Annotated in this window: 12 protein-coding genes; 9 read left to right on the forward strand and 3 right to left on the reverse strand. The window is 68.5% G+C overall.

Features of this window, described 5'->3' with window-relative positions; translation table 11 throughout:
• Positions 1-10: 10 nt before the first annotated feature.
• The 3 genes from QM806_RS13815 to QM806_RS13825 all read right to left on the reverse strand — a co-directional run bounded on the left by QM806_RS13815 (position 11) and on the right by QM806_RS13825 (position 8,971).
• On the reverse strand, positions 11-1,075 hold the full coding sequence (locus QM806_RS13815; RefSeq protein WP_265146363.1) for an iron-siderophore ABC transporter substrate-binding protein: 1,065 nt from the start codon (positions 1,073-1,075) through the stop codon (positions 11-13).
• Positions 1,072-8,151: a non-ribosomal peptide synthetase gene (locus QM806_RS13820; RefSeq protein ID WP_283291776.1), complete on the reverse strand. Its 7,080-nt coding sequence runs from the start codon at positions 8,149-8,151 to the stop codon at positions 1,072-1,074. Before QM806_RS13820 ends, QM806_RS13815 begins: the two co-directional genes overlap by 4 nt.
• A gap of 172 nt (positions 8,152-8,323) precedes the next feature.
• A complete protein-coding gene (locus QM806_RS13825; protein WP_054245505.1) occupies positions 8,324-8,971 on the reverse strand; it encodes an isochorismatase family protein in 648 nt (215 codons plus the stop codon).
• A gap of 223 nt (positions 8,972-9,194) precedes the next feature.
• Here QM806_RS13825 and QM806_RS13830 point away from each other — a divergent pair, with 223 nt between their 5' ends.
• From QM806_RS13830 to fahA, 9 genes are all read left to right on the forward strand, one after another.
• Positions 9,195-9,791, forward strand: a complete 597-nt coding sequence (locus tag QM806_RS13830; RefSeq protein ID WP_054245504.1) for a DUF4178 domain-containing protein — start codon at positions 9,195-9,197, stop codon at positions 9,789-9,791.
• Complete coding sequence (locus QM806_RS13835) at positions 9,788-10,291, forward strand: DUF2617 family protein (protein ID WP_054245503.1); 504 nt, start codon at positions 9,788-9,790, stop codon at positions 10,289-10,291. Before QM806_RS13830 ends, QM806_RS13835 begins: the two co-directional genes overlap by 4 nt.
• Positions 10,279-10,701, forward strand: a complete 423-nt coding sequence (locus QM806_RS13840) for a DUF4247 domain-containing protein (protein ID WP_054245502.1) — start codon at positions 10,279-10,281, stop codon at positions 10,699-10,701. The genes QM806_RS13835 and QM806_RS13840 overlap by 13 nt, the downstream gene beginning before the upstream one ends.
• A 28-nt stretch (positions 10,702-10,729) precedes the next feature.
• Entirely contained in the window at positions 10,730-11,200 is a 471-nt protein-coding gene (locus QM806_RS13845; RefSeq protein ID WP_005251488.1) for a DUF350 domain-containing protein, read from the forward strand.
• 4 nt (positions 11,201-11,204) lie between these two features.
• Complete coding sequence (locus QM806_RS13850) at positions 11,205-12,776, forward strand: polyamine aminopropyltransferase (RefSeq protein WP_005569531.1); 1,572 nt, start codon at positions 11,205-11,207, stop codon at positions 12,774-12,776.
• A 133-nt stretch (positions 12,777-12,909) separates the two neighbouring features.
• Positions 12,910-13,464 (forward strand): MarR family winged helix-turn-helix transcriptional regulator, encoded by a 555-nt coding sequence (locus QM806_RS13855; RefSeq protein ID WP_005261372.1) that lies wholly within the window; start codon positions 12,910-12,912, stop codon positions 13,462-13,464.
• Positions 13,465-13,563: 99 nt separating this feature from the next.
• Positions 13,564-14,763: a homogentisate 1,2-dioxygenase gene (locus tag QM806_RS13860; RefSeq protein ID WP_005569532.1), complete on the forward strand. Its 1,200-nt coding sequence runs from the start codon at positions 13,564-13,566 to the stop codon at positions 14,761-14,763.
• Positions 14,760-15,617, forward strand: a complete 858-nt coding sequence (locus QM806_RS13865; protein ID WP_005569533.1) for a hypothetical protein — start codon at positions 14,760-14,762, stop codon at positions 15,615-15,617. The genes QM806_RS13860 and QM806_RS13865 overlap by 4 nt, the downstream gene beginning before the upstream one ends.
• The gene (gene fahA / locus QM806_RS13870) at positions 15,614-16,795 is read left to right on the forward strand and encodes a fumarylacetoacetase (RefSeq protein WP_283291778.1); all 1,182 of its coding nucleotides are present in this window, start codon (positions 15,614-15,616) and stop codon (positions 16,793-16,795) included. The genes QM806_RS13865 and fahA overlap by 4 nt, the downstream gene beginning before the upstream one ends.
• Positions 16,796-16,833: the final 38 nt, after the last annotated feature.

The raw sequence follows: 16,833 nt of genomic DNA on the forward strand, positions 1-16,833 counted from the left end.
CAGGTGGAAACTAGCTGGCCTGAGCGTTGTTCGCGGCCTGTGACAGCTGCGGGAGCAGCTTGTCCAGCAGCCACGGCATGCTGAGCACGTTCGGTGAGCTCGACGCGAACACCAGCGGCGGGTCGGTCAGACCCAGGTAGGCGTTGTCGCGCACGGCCTTCATCCCGGCGAACAGCGGATTCGACTGGACCTCGTTCTGCAGCTCCTGCGACAGGTACCAGGCGAGCAGCACGTCCGGGTTGTACGTCGGCAGCAGTTCCAGGCTGACGGGGGCCGCGAACTTGGTCTGGTCACTGCTCTCGCGCAACTGCTGGGCGAGCGGATCGACCGTGAAACCGAGGCTGGCCAGCATCTTCAGGCGAGGATCGGTGTCGAAGTAGAAGTTGTACGACCCCGGCTCGGTGCCGCTACCGAATGCCACCGTCTTCCCGGCGAACTCGGGGTGCTGCGACTTCGCCTGCGCGAGGGTGTCCTGCGTCTGGGTCACCAGTGCCTCGGCCTGTGCCGACCGGCCGAGGGCCTTGCCGACGGTGGTGATCTGAGCTTCCCAGCTGGTGGCCCAGCGACGCTCCGGGTAGGCCACGGTGGGGGCGATGGCCGAGAGCTTGTCGTACTGTTCCTGGTTCATGCCCGAGTGCACGGCCAGGATCACGTCGGGGGCGAGTGCCGCGATCTGCTCGTACGGCATCTCCTTGCTCGACGCCGTCAGCAACGTGGGTTCCGCGTTCGGGTCGAGCTCTTCGAGTTTCGCCCGCGACCACGGCAGCAGGCCGTCGTCGGTTCCCGTGTCCGACTTCATGTTCTGCACGGCGACGGGCACGACGCCGAGCGACAGTGCCGCGTCCTCGCTGCCCCAGCCGAGCGTGACGACACGTTCCGGGGCCTCCGTGATCTCCGCGGTGCCGAGCGCCGACGGAATCGACACGGGGAAGGCCGACGCGTCGGCCTGTCCGGTGGCGGATCCCGCCGCGTCGGTCGAGTCGGTATTCGACTCGCTGCAGGCACCCGCGAACAGCGCGGTTGCCGCCATCATCACGATTCCGGCTCTACGCCAGTATCTTCCGGACGTTTTCATCGATCTCCCTGTTCTTTGTTGATGGGGTTCATGCGCGAGCGGAACGAGGCGAGGGCCTCGTTCACGACGGAGCCGACTTCGCCGATCCAACGGGGCTGAGTCATGTCCTTGTGCTCGCAGTCGAGGTCGTGGTTGACGATGCAGCCGGTCAGGTAGGGCCGCCACAAGTCGTACGTCGCCGCGGTCGCAGGATTCCTGGCCGCAGTGAAGAAGAGCATGTCAGAGTCCACGACGATCTGTGAGGGTTCGGATTCGAGGCGCACGGCGTTCGCGAAGTTGTCGATCATCGCGGCCGGTGTGTGCTCGTTGATCCCGGCCAGCGCGCTGCCCTCGCCGCGCAGGATGTCGATCACCTGCTGCCGGTCGAGTCCATCCGCGAGGAGCGGTTCCGGGTCGTAGCCGACCATGTAGAGCAGCGCGGCGAGTGCGTCCTGCTCCGTCGGCATCGAGGCCCACGCGTCCGACGGGAAGGAGTCGAGCACGACGAGCATGCCGAGTTCCTCCCCCTGGTTCTGCAGTGCACCGGCGATGGCGTGCGCGACGACGCCGCCCAGCGACCATCCGAGGAGGTGGTAGGGGCCCTTCGGCTGCACGGTCCGCATGTGCTCGATGTATTCGGCGGCCATGTCCTCGAGCGTTTCCGGCGGCCGCGTGGACGTCGACAGGTTGGAGGCCTGCACGCCGTACAGCGGGTAGTCGTCGTCGATGTGCCGCAGCAGGCCCGAGTAGCCCCAGCTGATTCCGCCGGCGGGGTGGAAGCAGAACACCGGCGGCTCGGACCCCTCGGTGCGGAAGGGCAGCAGGACGGCCAGCGCGTCGGCGTCGTGATCGTCGTCGAGACGGCCGGCCAGCTGGGCCACCGTCGGCGCGGCGAACAGCGAGGCCACCGTCGCGGTGACGGACAGCCGCTTCGAGATCGCGCTCATCAATCCGGCCGCCATCAGCGAGTGGCCGCCGAGGTCGAAGAAACTGTCGTCGATGCCCACCCGCTCGATACCGAGAGCCTCGGCGAACAACTGGCACAGCACCTCTTCGCGCGCCGTGCGCGGCCCGCGCTCGGACACCTGCAGTGACAGGTGCGGAACGGGAAGAGACGACTGGTCGAGCTTGCCGTTGGGGAGGGTGGGGAACTCGTCGACGGCGATGAACGCGGCCGGGATCATGTAGTCCGGCAGCCGGCTGGCGGCGCGGCGGTGCAACTGGTCGGGGTCGATCCGGCCGCCCGGCACCGACGTGGCGTACGCGACCAGCCGCTGATCGCCCGGGCGGTCCTCGCGGACCACGACGACGATGTGCTCGACGTCCGGGGCACCGGACAGCACGGCCTCGATCTCGTTGAGTTCGATGCGGAATCCGCGCACCTTGACCTGGGAATCGGCGCGACCGGCGAAATAGATCTGACCGTCCCGGCCCCACCACACCACATCCGACGTCCGGTACATGCGAGTGCCCGGCTCCGCGAACGGGTCGGCGATGAAACGTTCCGCCGTCTTGGGGCTCTGGTTGCGGTATCCCCGGGTGACGCTGTCGCCCGCGAGATACAGCTCGCCGGACACGCCCGGAGGCACCGGCCGCAGTGCGTGGTCCAGGACGTACGCGTGCTTGCCGGGATCGACGACGCCGATGGGGACCGGACCTTCGTGTCCCGGTTCGACGAGAGCCAGGGTGGCGTTGACCGTGCACTCGGTCGGTCCGTACGCGTTGAACAGCCGGCGTCCGGGTGCGTACCGCTCGATCAGCTGGGGTGTGAGCTTCTCGGCACCGAGCATCAGGTCGACGCCGTCCGGGATGGGATGCTCGGGCGGGAACGCGGCGGCGAAAGATGGTGGCACGCCGACGAAGTTCACGTCGTGTTCGTTGATGACGCGGGCGAGCGGCTCACCGGGGATGCGGTCGGCGTCCGTCGCGACCACCAGCGTTCCGCCCGAAAGCACGCCCCACATGATCTGCCAGAATGCGAGGTCGAAGCTGATGGACGAGAAGTGGAGCGCACGAGTGTTGTGGTCCATGCCGATCACGTCCGACTGCAGCGACAGCAGATCCGCGATGCCCAGGTGGGGAACGACGACGCCCTTCGGCACCCCCGTCGATCCGGACGTGTAGATGAGATACGCGGCGTCGTCGAGTTGCAGCGGCCTGCTCCGGTCGGCGTCTGTGGGGCCGGTGACCGGCTGGGCGTCGATCAGGGCCTGCAGGTCCGGATCGTCCAGGTCGAGAATGGGCACGTCGGTGCCCAGCGGGGTGCGGTCGGGCACACCGACGGAGGACGTGAGGATCGCGACCGGTGCGCCGTCGGCGAGCATGTGCGCGATCCGGTCGGCCGGGTACGTGGGGTCGACGGGAAGGTACGCGGCACCGCTCTTCAGCACGGCGAGAACGCTGACGATCAGCTCGGCGGAGCGGTCGAGTGCGAGCGCGACCACGTCACCGGGGCCGGCACCACGCGAGATCAGCAGGCGGGCAATCCGATTCGCCCGTTCGTCGAGCTGCCGGTAGGTGAGGGAGACCGCGGGCCGCACGCTCGCACCGACGGCGAGGGCCTCGGCGTCGGGTGTCTGCGCCACCTGCGCGGAGAAGTACTCGTCGAACGTGCGGGCCGGGATGGAGTGCTCCGCGTGGGACCATTCGCCGAGCACCCGGCCCCGCTCCTGCGGGGTCAGGATGTCGAGCCGGGCGATCCGCTGCTCGTGGTTCGCGACGAGCCGCTCGATCACCACGGCGAGGCGGTCCGCGAAGGATTCGACGGTCGCGGCATCGAAGAGTTCGGTGGAGTACTCGAACGTCACGTCGACCCCGCCGCTGTCCGGACGTTCTTGGAAGCGCAGCGCCAGATCGAATTTCGCGGACGTCGCGTCGAGCATCCGTACCGAGGCGGTGGTCCCGGCGAATCGCTCCGCCGCACCTTCCTGTTTCCAGTGCGACAGCATCACCTGGAAGAGGGGATGGCGGGCCGACGACCGTGGGGGATTGACGAGTTCGACGATCCGGTTGAACGGCACGTCGGCGTGGTCGACGGCGTCGAGGTCGACGGCCCTGACCCGGTCCAGCAGTTCGTCGAACGTCGGGTCGCCCGAGACGTCGGTCCGCAGGACCACCGTGTTGACGAAGCAGCCCACCATGGCGTCGAGGTCGGGATGACTACGACCCGCGACAGGCACGCCGAGGGCGATGTCCTCGCCGGCGCCCAGCCTTTCGAGCAGCACGGCCACGGCGGCGTGCACGATCATGAAGAAGCTCGCGCGCCGCTCGGCAGCGAGCGACTCGACGGCCGCGTGCAGCGACGGCGAGAGCGTGCGGTGGATGCTCGCGCCGCGGTTGGTGGGCAGGGCGGGTCGGGGGCGGTCGGTGCGCCAGTCCAGTTCGAGTGGCAGACCGGCGAGTTGCTCACGCCAGTAGTCGAGCTGGCAGGTCAGCAACGGGGTCGCGTCGTCGCCGGCGCCGATACGTTCGCGTTGCCACACCGCGACGTCCGGGTACTGCAACGGCAGCGGCGTGAACTCCGGTGCCCGTTCGGCGCGGCGGGCGTTGTACGCGAACGCGAGATCGTCGAGGAGTTTCGACTGCGACCACTCGTCGCCGATGATGTGGTGCATCAACAGGACCAGTGTGTGCTGCGGTTCGTACAGCACCGCGCGCAGCGGCGGCTGGTCGGTGAGCCCGAGACCCACCGTCGTCATCGCCGCGATGTGTCCCTCGATGTTGCCGACGTTGTCGACTCGTTCGAGCCGGACCTTCGCGTCTCCGGCGGGAAGGACGACCTGGTGGGGCACCGAGTCGACGAGGGGGAACACCGTCCGCAACGACTGGTGCCGGGTCACGACGTCCGCGAGCGCCGCTGACAGGGCGTCGGGTTCGAGGCCTTCCCCGAAATCGACGGCCAGCGCCAGCAGGTACGTTCCGCCGCCGGCCGCGCTGTCGAGGAACCACAGGCGTTCCTGCGCGGGCGACAACGGCACCGGCGTGCCCTCGGGGAGGCCCCGCGGGGACGGCCTGCTCGCCGACACCGGCTCGCCGGCGTCCTCCAGTTGCGCGGCCACAGCGGCCACAGTGGGATTCTCGAAGACCGTGGCAACCCGCAGTGGCACACCCAGTTCCGCGGTGATTGCGGACACGAGAGCGGCGGCGAGGAGGGAGTTCCCGCCGAGTGCGAAGAAGTCGTCGTGGACACCGACCTGCTCGGCGCCGAGCACCGAGGTGAACAGGGGGAGGATCCGGGCTTCGGTGTCGGTCCGCGGTGTGTCGCCGGCCTGTCCGAGCCAACGGGGGGCGGGCAGCGCGTCCCTGTCGACCTTGCCGTTGTGGGTCAACGGCAAGCGGTCGAGCATCACCAGTGCGGACGGCGTCATGTACCCGGGAAGGGAGCGGACCAGGTGCGCCCGCACCTGCTCCTCGACGGCGTCGTGCTCGCCGCCCGGCCGGGGAACGACGTATCCGACGATGCGCTGGTCGCCGCCGGCCTGCTCGTGCACCGTGGCCACCGCCGCCTGCACGTCGGGCACCGCGGTCATCGCGGCGCCGATCTCGCCGAGTTCGACACGATAACCGCGCAATTGGATCTGGTCGTCGATCCGGCCGTGGTAGTGGAGCGCGCCGGTCGCGTCGTACCGTGCGAGGTCGCCGGTGCGGTACATCCGCGTCCCGCCGGGCGCGAACGGGTCGGCGACGAACCGTCCCGACGTCAGGCCGGGACGCCCGAGGTAGCCCGGGGACAGTCCGGGACCGGACACGTAGATCTCGCCGGTCACGCCGGGCGGCACCGGACGCAGGCCCGGCCCGAGGACATACGTGCGGAGGTCGCCGAGCGGAACCCCGATGTCCACCACGTCGGCGGCAGTGACCTTCGTGGCGGTGACGTGCACGGTGGTCTCGGTGATTCCGTACATGTTGACCAGTTCGGTTCCCGCATCCGGACCGGTCGCGGCGAACCAGGCGCGCAGGACGGCGGGGTCGAGAGCCTCACCGCCGAACACGACGTACCGCAGTCGCAGTCGGTCGAACGAGTCCGCGCGGACGAGGGCGTCGACGAGATGCCCGAACGCGGACGGCGTCTGGTTCAGCACCGTGACACCCTCGTCGACGAGGAGCGCGGCGAGGTCGGCCGGTGACGTCAGGGTGGCCTCGTCGACTGTGACGAGGCGGCCGCCGTGCAGCAGCGCGCCCCAGATCTCCCAGACGGAGAAGTCGAACGCGTACGAGTGCAGCAGGGGCCAGCAGTCGTCCTCGGTGAACGTGAACCATTCGCGGGATACGTCGAACAGCCGCAGCACGTTACGGTGCGGAATCGGAACGCCCTTGGGGACGCCGGTGGATCCGGACGTGTAGATGATGTACGCGATGTCGTCCGCCTGCACGGCGTTCTCGAGTTCGCCGGACTCGGATTGTGCCGAGTCCTCCTCGACTCGCGGGAGGTCGCCGAGCAGGTCGGCGGATCCGATTCCCAGCGACGGCTGCGTGTCCCGCAGGATGAACCGCGCGCGTTCGGCCGGGGAGGACGGATCGATCGGCAGGTAGGTCGCGCCGCTGCGGAGAATCGCGAGGACAGCGACGATCAGATCGGTGCCGCGGGGGAGGCTGACGGCCACGACCGTGCCGCGGCCGGCGCCGGCCGTCCTCAGTTGCCGGGCCAGGGCGGCGCTGCGACTCGAGAGTTCCCGGTACGACAGATCGTTCACCGCGACGCGGTCCGGGTGGGTGCGCGCCTGGGCGAGGAAGGCGGAGACGATGCTGTCCGGAAGCGCCGCTGCCGTGCCGGTGGTCCGGTCGAGGCCGGCCGCCGACCGCCACAGGTCCAGTTCGTCCGGAGCGCAGACGTCGACCACGGAGACGGGTTCTGCTGCCACGGAGATGGTTCGGAGGTAGTGCGCGAATCGGTGTGCGTGGTCCCGGATCTCGTCGTCCGTGTAGACCTCGGGATTTCCGGCCCATTCGAGGGTGAGCTCGTCCCCGGCGCCCGAGACGGAGATGACCACGTCCTCCACCGGACCGGTGGCGAGCTGATGCACCGTGCCGACGGTGGGACCGAAAGCGATTCTGGCGGCGAACGGTTTGACGTTCACCACCGCTCCGCCGGTGGCGCGGCTCCCGGCGTCCCGGACGCGCTGGAACGGTCGGGTCTCGGACAGTGCGGCGGCCACTCTGTCGATCACGTCGGCGAACGTCGGTCGCGCGTCGAACGGAATGCGGAGCGGCACAATGTTCGTGGCCGTCACGGGCGACGCCAGCTCGATGCCCTGCCGGGCCAGAACCGGCACGCGGAGCCGGACTTCTTCCGCTCCCGTGTGGGCGCCGAGGTAGGCGGCCGCGGCCGCATAGACCGCCTCGGCCCACGTCGTCGCCTGCGCGGTGGCCGCCTCGCGCAGGGTCTTCGCCACCGCGGGCTCGATCGCGAGCGTGCAGCGATGCGGGTCGGGGACGGGCCGGCGCACGGTGTCGCTGAATCCGGCCGGACGGGAAGCGTCGTGCGGCGCGTCGATGTCGGGGGTCGCGGCATCGAATTCCCGTGCCGCCTGGACGTGCGCCCGCAACGAGGGGAACTTGGCGGGCCGGGGTTCCGTGCCCGCGAGCCGGGCCGCGTACAGCGCCGCGACGCGGCGGGTGAGCAGCGAATACCCGTAGGCATCGAGCAACGCGTGCGGGGCGCGGAGGTACCAGAGCACACCGGATTCGGTCGTGATCAGTGCCGTACGCACGAGGGGAGCGGAGTCGAAGTCGAGCGGTCGGCGCACGTCCTCGCGCATCCACTCCAGGGCTGCGGCCCGGTCGCGTTGGAGACGTTCGAGTTCGGGGGCGTGGCGACGATCGTGCACCTGGACGACGTCGGCCGAATCGGCACCGGGTTCGGCCTCGAATCGGACCGAGAGCACCTCGGCCTCCTCGATCACCGTGCGTACCGCCGCGCCGAGGGCGTCGATGTCGACGGGGGCGGCGACCTCCACGTATTCGGCCGTGGTGAACGCCGATCGGGTCGGGTCGAGAAGGTGCCCGGCCCAAAGTTCGCGCTGGGCGGCGGTCAAGCAGATGTCGGCCGTGTCCTCCCCGGTCTGCGGGGTGGACGGCGACGAGATCGAAAGGGACATCGAACAGGCACTCCTGATGCTTTCGGCTTTCGGGCGTGGGGATTCCGGGCTTTCAGCTACTCGGCGTGTCAGGTTAGCCTAACCACATCGATTGTGGTGATCCGACTGCCGACGCGCACCGGCGCAGGCCTCGGAACGAAGCGCTGCGCCGGAGTGGGGTCTTCGGGTCGATTCAGCCGACTTCGAGCGGAGACAGCGCGGAGACCAGCGCGTCCGTCGTGGTCACCGAACCGCAGCGCTTCGCCGCGTAGGTGAGGGCCATGAGGTGCTCGTCACGGCTGAAATCCGCGGTCGCGTCGGAGACCAGGAACGGCTGCACGTCCGACATGAACGCCTCGGCGGCACTCAACATGCAGCCCATGTGCGTGTAGACGCCCGTGACGATCAGCTGGTCGCGGCCGTGGTGGCCGAGCAGCTGCCGGAGGTCGGTGCGCTGGAACGCCGAATACCGCCATTTGGTCACCTGGATGTCACCCTTGCGGGGGGCGAGCGGCTCGACCACCTCGGTATCGCGACCCGACGTCAGTCCCGGGCCCCAGAAGTCGGCAAGGATGCCGCGGCGCGACGGGTGCTGGTCGCCCGGCTGCATCGTGTAGATCACGGGAATACCGGCTTCCGAGCACAGTTCGCGGATCCGGACCATGTTCGCCAGCGCGGTCGACATCGGCTCCGCACGCACGTCGTACGCGTCGATGAAGTAGTTCTGCATGTCGTGGACCAGCAGTGCGGAACGCCGGGGGTCGAGGCGCCAGGACACCTTCGATTCGGGGACCTCATGGATCTCCGGGATCGTGTAGGTCGAGATGGGCGGGATGGCCATATGGTTCCTCACGGTCGGTCGTGTCGACGTCTGGGCGTATGCCGCGCGAATCTCGGTGAACGACAGCGCTCCGCTCCACCGCTCGCGGGTTCGGTTAGGCTAGCCTTTGCTACCAGGCTCTGCAATCGCCAGGTGTGTGGGTGCGCGGCGCACAGTAAGGTGACTGAGCGGTGGGGGCCGGGCGCCGGTCTCCCGTGCCGGAGCCGCTGACCAGGAGAGACTGTTGACCACGCTGCTGTTACTGCTGCTGATCGTCGTCGTGATCGTGGGCATCGTGCTGATCCTGCGAAATCGGGCCGGGAAGAAGTCCACTCCTGCTGCCAGGGTCGATCCGCTCGCCGACTACCCGGAGGTCTACGACCCGTACAAGATCGGAGTCGGCGACATCATCACGTATGCCGGAATCGATCACGTCGTGCGCGGCACCATCACCCTCGACGAAGAGGGATACATCTGGCACGAACACCTCCTCGACGGGTCGACCGGTCAGCGCTGGCTGACCGTCGAGAACGACGAGGGCAACCTCGAGATGACGCTGTGGATGCGCCGCGAGGGCACGGGACTCGAACCGGACGGTGACGTGATCCTCGACGACAGGGTGCACCGGCAGATCGAGCGCGGCACCGCCTCGTTCACCGCGGAAGGCACCACCGGAACCGCACCCCAGGGCATCGTCGACTACGCCGACTACGAGACGGCCGACAAGACCGGCCTGCTGTCCTTCGAACGCTGGGCGCGGACGCAATCGTGGGAGGTCTCCACGGGCCGCGCCGTCACGCGGGGTGAACTCACCGTGATCCATTCCGGTCCGCCGCAGTGACACTGCACGTCCTCGACATCGAGTCGCGTGATGTGACGGCCGAGGCACTCGGTCTCGTCGTGAACGCCGAAACACCGCTTCCGCTGGCCGAACTCACCATCACGCACGGTGACGACCGAGTGACGCTCGCAGTTCTCGGGGCGTCGCACGCGGTGACCGCGTCCGCCGCGGGCAGGCAGCTCACCGAACAGGTGTCGTGCGACGCGATCCGGGCCGGCGGCAGGCCGCTGCCGGTATCCGACAGCGCGAGCGGGTACCGGTTCGACTCGACCACCGACACCGTCGACCGCACCCACCTCGAGCAGACCGCCGACTGGCTGCGGCGCCAGGCCACCGAGGTGGACGGGTGGATCTGCGGGGCGTTCCCCGGCGACCACACCGCACTGACGGCGCTCACGGCAGCGAAAGACTCGGACGGATGGGCCTGGCAGACCTGGCATCTGTACCCAGGAGACAAGGGCGGGGTGATCGTGAAGACTCGAAGCAGGTGGCAGCCGTGAGCCGGTTCAGTGCGCGCGTGCGCCTCGCCCCGATGCTGCTCCTGGTATTGGCCGCGACGGCGTGCGGCGGCAGCGTCCGCGACTACATCGCCGACACCTACGCCCTGCAGAACACCGCGGGCGACGCGAAGACGTACACGTCGAACGACCCGGTCGGGACGACCGTGTCGAACATCGTCGCCGAGGAGGAACCGGCAGCGCGGAAGGCGGACGGCGGCAGCGAATACCTGCGCTACGACGACGACATCGTCACGGTCAGCGCCGGGCCGGGTGGCGGCAGCCTCGTCCGCGTCGAAGACATCGACGGACGGTACCGGAGTGGTGGGTTCGCCTATCTGGGGCCCGGTTTCAACCCCGGTTCACCGGCGGGCGGCGCCAGCGGCAGCGGCGGATCCGGAAGCGCGAAATGACAGAGAACACTCGACTGGGGAGAAGCGCGTGAACACCACCTACACGGCGGCAGCAACGGAAATCGGCAGCGTCGACGTCGGACTGCTCGCCGTCGGCATGCTCGGCACCCTGGCGTACTTCGTCATCGGCATCGCCGTCCTCGGAGTCGGCTTCGCGGTACTCGACCTCGCCACCCCCGGCAATCTCCGGCACCAGGTGTACGTCGACAAGAACCCCAACGCGGCAATCCTGCTCGCGTCGAACCATCTCGCCCTCGCCGTCGTCGTGGTCACGGCGATCCTCACCAGTTCCGACGGATTCGCGCAGGGACTCGCCGACTCCGCGGTCTACGGCCTCTTCGGTGTGCTGCTGCAGGTCATCGCGCTGCGCCTGATGAATCTGCTGCTGCCGGGGCAACTCGTCGGTCTGGTCGGGAACCCGCAGATGTGCGGTGCCGCCTGGGCGGTCGGTGCGAGCCTCTTCGCCATCGGCCTCGTGAACGCCGCCGCACTCACCTGATCTCGTGACGACCACAGCGGCAGAGCCGAATTCCTCCACCACCCGCGCACTCGGCGGGCGGGCCAGGGCGTTCCTGCTCGCCGCGGTGGCAGCCTGTGCGGCGTGCGGGCTGATCTACGAACTGGCTCTGCTGACACTGTCGGTCAGTCTGACCGGCGGCGGGATCACCCAGACGTCGCTGATCGTCGCGGGTTTCGTGGCCGCACTCGGAGTGGGGGCCCTCGCCGCCAAGCCGCTGCTCTCCACCGCGGCCGCGTCGTTCGTGGTCGTCGAGATCGTCCTCGGGCTCGTCGGCGGGTTCAGCGCGGTGACGCTGTACGTCACCTTTACGTTCTTCGGTTCCAGCGCAATCGTTCTGGTGCTCGCCACCGCACTGATCGGTGTGCTGGTGGGCGCCGAGGTGCCGCTGCTGATGACGCTGCTGCAGTCGGGCCGCAGCGACACCGACGCCGAGAGCACCGGAAAAGTGCTGGCAAACCTCAACGCCGCCGACTACGCAGGCGCCCTGGTCGGGGGCCTGCTCTGGCCGTTCGTCCTGCTGCCGGTCGCCGGGATGATCCGCGGCGCCGCCATCACCGGCATCATCAACCTCGTTGCCGCCGCGGTGGTGGCGCTGATCCTGCTGCGGTGGCAGCTGAGCCTGCGCACCCGGCTGCTCGCCGTCGTGGCAATGCTCGTCGCCGCCGCATGCATCGCGGTGCTGCTGGTGCGCGCCGACGGCATCGAGACCACGTCGCGGCAACGGCTCTACACCGACCCGGTGGTCGCCGCGGAAAGGTCGCAGTACCAGGAGATCGTCGTCACCGAGCGCGGGGGAGACGTGCGGCTCTTCCTCGACGGCGACCTCCAGTTCTCCAGCGTCGACGAACATCGGTACACCGAATCGCTGGTATACCCCGCGATGGCCGCCGACCCGAAACGGGTGCTGATCCTCGGCGGGGGCGACGGCCTCGCCGCCCGGGAGGTCCTGCGACTGCCCGGGGTCCAGGAGATCGTGCAGGTGGAACTCGACCCTGCGGTCGTCGAACTCGCGAACACCCGGTTGTCCGGGCTGAATCAGGGGGCATTGCAGGACCCGCGGGTGCACGTCGTCCTCGACGACGCATTCCGGTGGCTACGCGACGCACCCGACTCGGGATTCGACGCCGTCATCGTAGACCTCCCCGACCCGGACACCCCGGCGCTCGGACGCCTGTACTCCACCGAGTTCTACGGTCTCGCCGCCGCCGCCCTGAACCCCGGCGGACTGATGGTGGTGCAGTCGGGAAGCCCCTATTCGACGCCGGACGCGTACTGGCGCACCACATCGACGGTCGCGTCCGCGGGTCTGGCCGTCACGCCGTACCACGTGCTGGTGCCGAGTTTCGGGGACTGGGGTTACGTCCTCGCCCGGCGCGGACCCGAACCGCCGGCCCTGCGCCTACCCCGCGACGTCCCCGAACTGCGCTTCCTCGACGAGCCGACCCTCGCCGCGTCCGCGATCTTCCCGCGCGACCGTCCCCGCCGCGAACTCGAGCCCTCCACCCTCGACCGCCCGCGCATCGTCGACGACATGCGGAAGGGCTACGAGCGCTGACGCGCCCGTGAGTACTTCTTAACCGCCGGGCGTTAATAAGTACTCACAGGCCGAAGGCATATAGTTCATGGATATACTAAATGCGGAGATGGCGGGCACTGGGCCCGCCACCGGCTCGCGATAGGGTTCCCCCATGACCGATGACGCAGCGCCGGTGCCCGTCGAGGTGCCCGACGGCCTCGACTTCTGGTCGTTCATCGAACTGGCGAACAGGCGCCTGAGCACGGAATACGGCTCGACGCACGAACTCGCCACCCAGGTGCTTCTGACGTTGAACCGCGCGTCGAACGTGGTGACGTACGACCTGGAGTCGTCGATTCACCGTCCGCGCGGGCTGTCGTGGTCGGCGTTCCGGCTGATGTTCGTGACGTGGCTGGCCGGCCCCGTCGAGTCGAAGACGGCGGCCAAACTCACCGGCATGAGCAGGGCTGCGGTCTCGAATCTGACGAAGACGCTGGTCGGTGGCGGTCTGATGGAGCGGACTCCGGACGAGCGGGACGGCCGGTCCGTCCAGCTGTCGCTCACCGAGAAGGGCCGGAGCGAGATCGGTGAGATCTACCGTGAGCAGAACGAGCGGGAACATGCCTGGGCGAGTGTTCTCACCGAACCGGAGCAGCGCATTCTCGTCATGCTGCTGGACAAGCTGATCACCAATCGCAGCCAGTTCGACGTCCGCGGTCGTAACTGAGCCTGCTGTGCCTCCCGGAAAATCTGTGCTTGCTATCACGCCCGCAATTTAGTTAATGTGTTTACTACTACGGAACACGCACTTCTAGGGAGGCCGGTCATGGCGTTCTATCGGCACGTGGGCAACATCCCGCCCAAGCGGCACACCCAGCACCGTGACGACAACGGTCAGCTCTACTTCGAGGAATTGATGGGAGAAGAGGGCTTCTCCTCCGACTCCTCACTGCTCTACCACCGCCACATCCCGTCGGCGATCGTCGATGCCACCGTGTGGGAGCTGCCCGACCAGAGCACGACTCCCAATCATCCGCTCAAGCCGCGCCACCTGAAGTTGCACGACCTGTTCCCCGAGACGGTCTGGGCCGACACCGATGTGGTCACCGGACGACGGTTGATCCTCGGCAACGCGGACGTCCGCATCTCCTACGTGGTCGCCGGCAAGGAGTCGCCGCTGTACCGCAACGCGATCGGCGACGAGATGGTCTACGTCGAATCCGGCGCCGCCACCGTCGAAACCGTGTTCGGCGCGCTCGAGGCGAAGCAGGGCGACTACGTTCTCATTCCGATGTCGACCACCCACCGCTGGATCCCGCGCGGCCCGGAACCGTTGCGCGCCTACGCGATGGAGGCCAACAGTCACATCGTCCCGCCGAAGCGTTACCTGTCCCGGTTCGGCCAGTTGCTCGAGAACGCACCCTACTGCGAGCGCGACCTGCACGGGCCGTCCGACACGTTGCAGGTCGAGGGCGCCGACGTGGAGGTGCTCGTCAAGCACCGCACGTCGCACGGGATCGTCGGCACGCGAATGGTGTACCCGCAGCATCCCTTCGACGTCGTGGGCTGGGACGGGTGCCTCTACCCCTACACGTTCAACATCTCCGACTACGAGCCCATCACCGGTCGCGTGCACCAGCCGCCGCCGGCGCATCAGGCGTTCGAGGGCAACAACTTCGTCATCTGCAACTTCGTGCCCCGCAAGGTCGACTACCACCCGCTGTCGATTCCGGTGCCGTACTACCACTCGAACGTCGACTCCGACGAGATCATGTTCTACGTCGGCGGAGACTACGAGGCGCGCAAGGGTTCCGGCATCGGCCAGGGTTCGATCTCGATTCACCCCGGCGGGCATGCGCACGGTCCGCAGCCGGGCGCGTACGAACGCAGCATCGGGGCCGAGTTCTTCGACGAACTCGCCGTCATGGTCGACACGTTCCGCCCGCTCGAACTCGGCGAGGGTGCAGTGGCCTGCGAGGACTCGGGCTACGCGTGGACGTGGGCAGGACGGGGGCCCAAGCAGTGATCTCCGCCCTCTTCGCCGGCCTCTGCGACGACGCCGCACTCTTCCCGCCCGGTAACGCACCCCTGCCCGACGCCGTGCCCGCGCACGCCAGGCATTTGTCGGCGCCGTACGCGGATCTGGTCGGCCCCTTCGTCTTTCCCGTCGCCCGGCTCGACGAACTGACACCTGGTCCGCTCGATCTGAGCCTGACACTGCCCGGCGGCCCGGCCACGCTCGAACCCGCACTGGACCGCCTCGCGCAGATCGACGGTGCCACCGCGGTGGCACTCGAGATCGCGGTCCCGGCCGAGCAGACGGCCGCGGAGTTCTTCGCCGCGATGGACGCCGTCGAGACGCTGACCGCCGGACTCGACGTGTTCGTGGAGGTTCCGCGCGGCGAGCGTCGCGCCGATTTCCTCGCCGCGCTGACCGGTAGCCAGTTCGCCGCGAAGTTCCGCACGGGAGGCGTGGTCGCCGAGGCCTACCCGGACGAGGACGAACTCGCGTCCGCCCTCGCCACCGTCATCGCGTCGGGCGTTCCGTTCAAGGCCACAGCCGGGCTGCACCACGCCGTCCGCAACACCGATCCGCACACGGGATTCGAACAGCACGGTTTCCTCAACGTGCTGCTCGCCACCCGGCACGCACTCGGCGGCGCCGGTGTCGACGAGGTGGCCGCCACCCTCGCCGAACGTGACGGCGCACTGCTCGCCCGCGCACTGCGCGACCTCCCGGCCGACGTCGTCGGCGCCGTTCGCACCGCCTTCCGATCCTTCGGCACGTGCAGCATCCTCGAACCCCTCGAGGATCTCGTCGCACTGAACCTCGTGCCGTCTTCCGCCCTCGCCTCCGCAGATCAAGGAGCCCACGCATGACCGTCCTCGACATCCCCGCCGATTCCCTCTTCGGGATCGAGAACCTGCCGTACGGCGTGTTCTCGACCGCCGACTCGGCCCCACGGGTCGGAGTGCGGGTGGGAGATTCCGTCGTGGATCTCGCCGCCGCCCTGGGTGACGACGTCTTCGCGCAGCCCACCCTCAACGCCTTCATGGCGCAGGGCCGGACCCGCTGGACCGAGGTCCGCAGGCAGATCACCGAACTCGTGCAGGGCGACGTCGCCGACACCGCGGTGTTCGCCGTCGAGGACGTGACGATGCACCTGCCGGTGGCCGTCGCCGACTACGTCGACTTCTACGCCTCCGAGAATCACGCCACCAACCTCGGCCGACTGTTCCGCCCCGACTCCGAGCCTCTGATGCCCAACTGGAAGCACCTGCCGGTCGGGTACCACGGGCGGTCGAGCACCGTCATCGTGTCGGGCATCGACGTCATCCGGCCCTGCGGGCAGCGCAAGACCCCGGCTCAGGACGCCCCCGACTTCGGTCCGTCCCGCCGCCTCGACATCGAGGCCGAGATGGGCTTCCTCGTCGGCGTCCCGACGAAGCTGGGGGAGACCATCACCCCGGATCAGTTCGCGGAGCACGTGTTCGGTGCGGTCGTCGTGAACGACTGGTCAGCCCGCGACATCCAGGCCTGGGAGTACGTGCCGCTCGGCCCGTTCCTCGGGAAGAGCTTCGCGACGTCCATCTCGCCGTGGGTGGTTCCCCTCGACGCGCTCGAGGCGGCCCGCATCGACACCCCGACGCAGGATCCGCAGCCGCTGCCGTACCTGCGTGGCGAGGAGAAGTGGGGCCTGGACATCGACCTGGCCGTCGAATGGAACGGACACGTCGTGTCGCGGCCGCCGTACGCGCAGATGTACTGGTCGCCGGCGCAGATGCTCGCCCACACCACGATCAACGGCGCCGCCGCCAGCACGGGCGACCTGTTCGCGTCGGGCACCATCTCCGGACCCGAGAAGGATCAGCGCGGCGCGTTCATCGAACTGACCTGGGGTGGACAGGAACCCGTCGTCGTGGGGGACGAGAAGCGCACGTTCCTCGAGGACGGCGACGAGATCGCCATCTCCGCCACCGCGCCGGGCCCGAACGGCACCCGCATCGGCTTCGGCGAGGTGCGGGCCCGCATTGCTCCACCCGTGAGTACTTGTTAACCGCGGGCGGTTGACAAGTACTCACGGGTGGTAGGCAG

The sequence above is a fragment of the Rhodococcus sp. IEGM 1351 genome, from assembly GCF_030056875.1.
GTDB classification, from domain to species: domain Bacteria; phylum Actinomycetota; class Actinomycetes; order Mycobacteriales; family Mycobacteriaceae; genus Rhodococcus_F; species Rhodococcus_F opacus.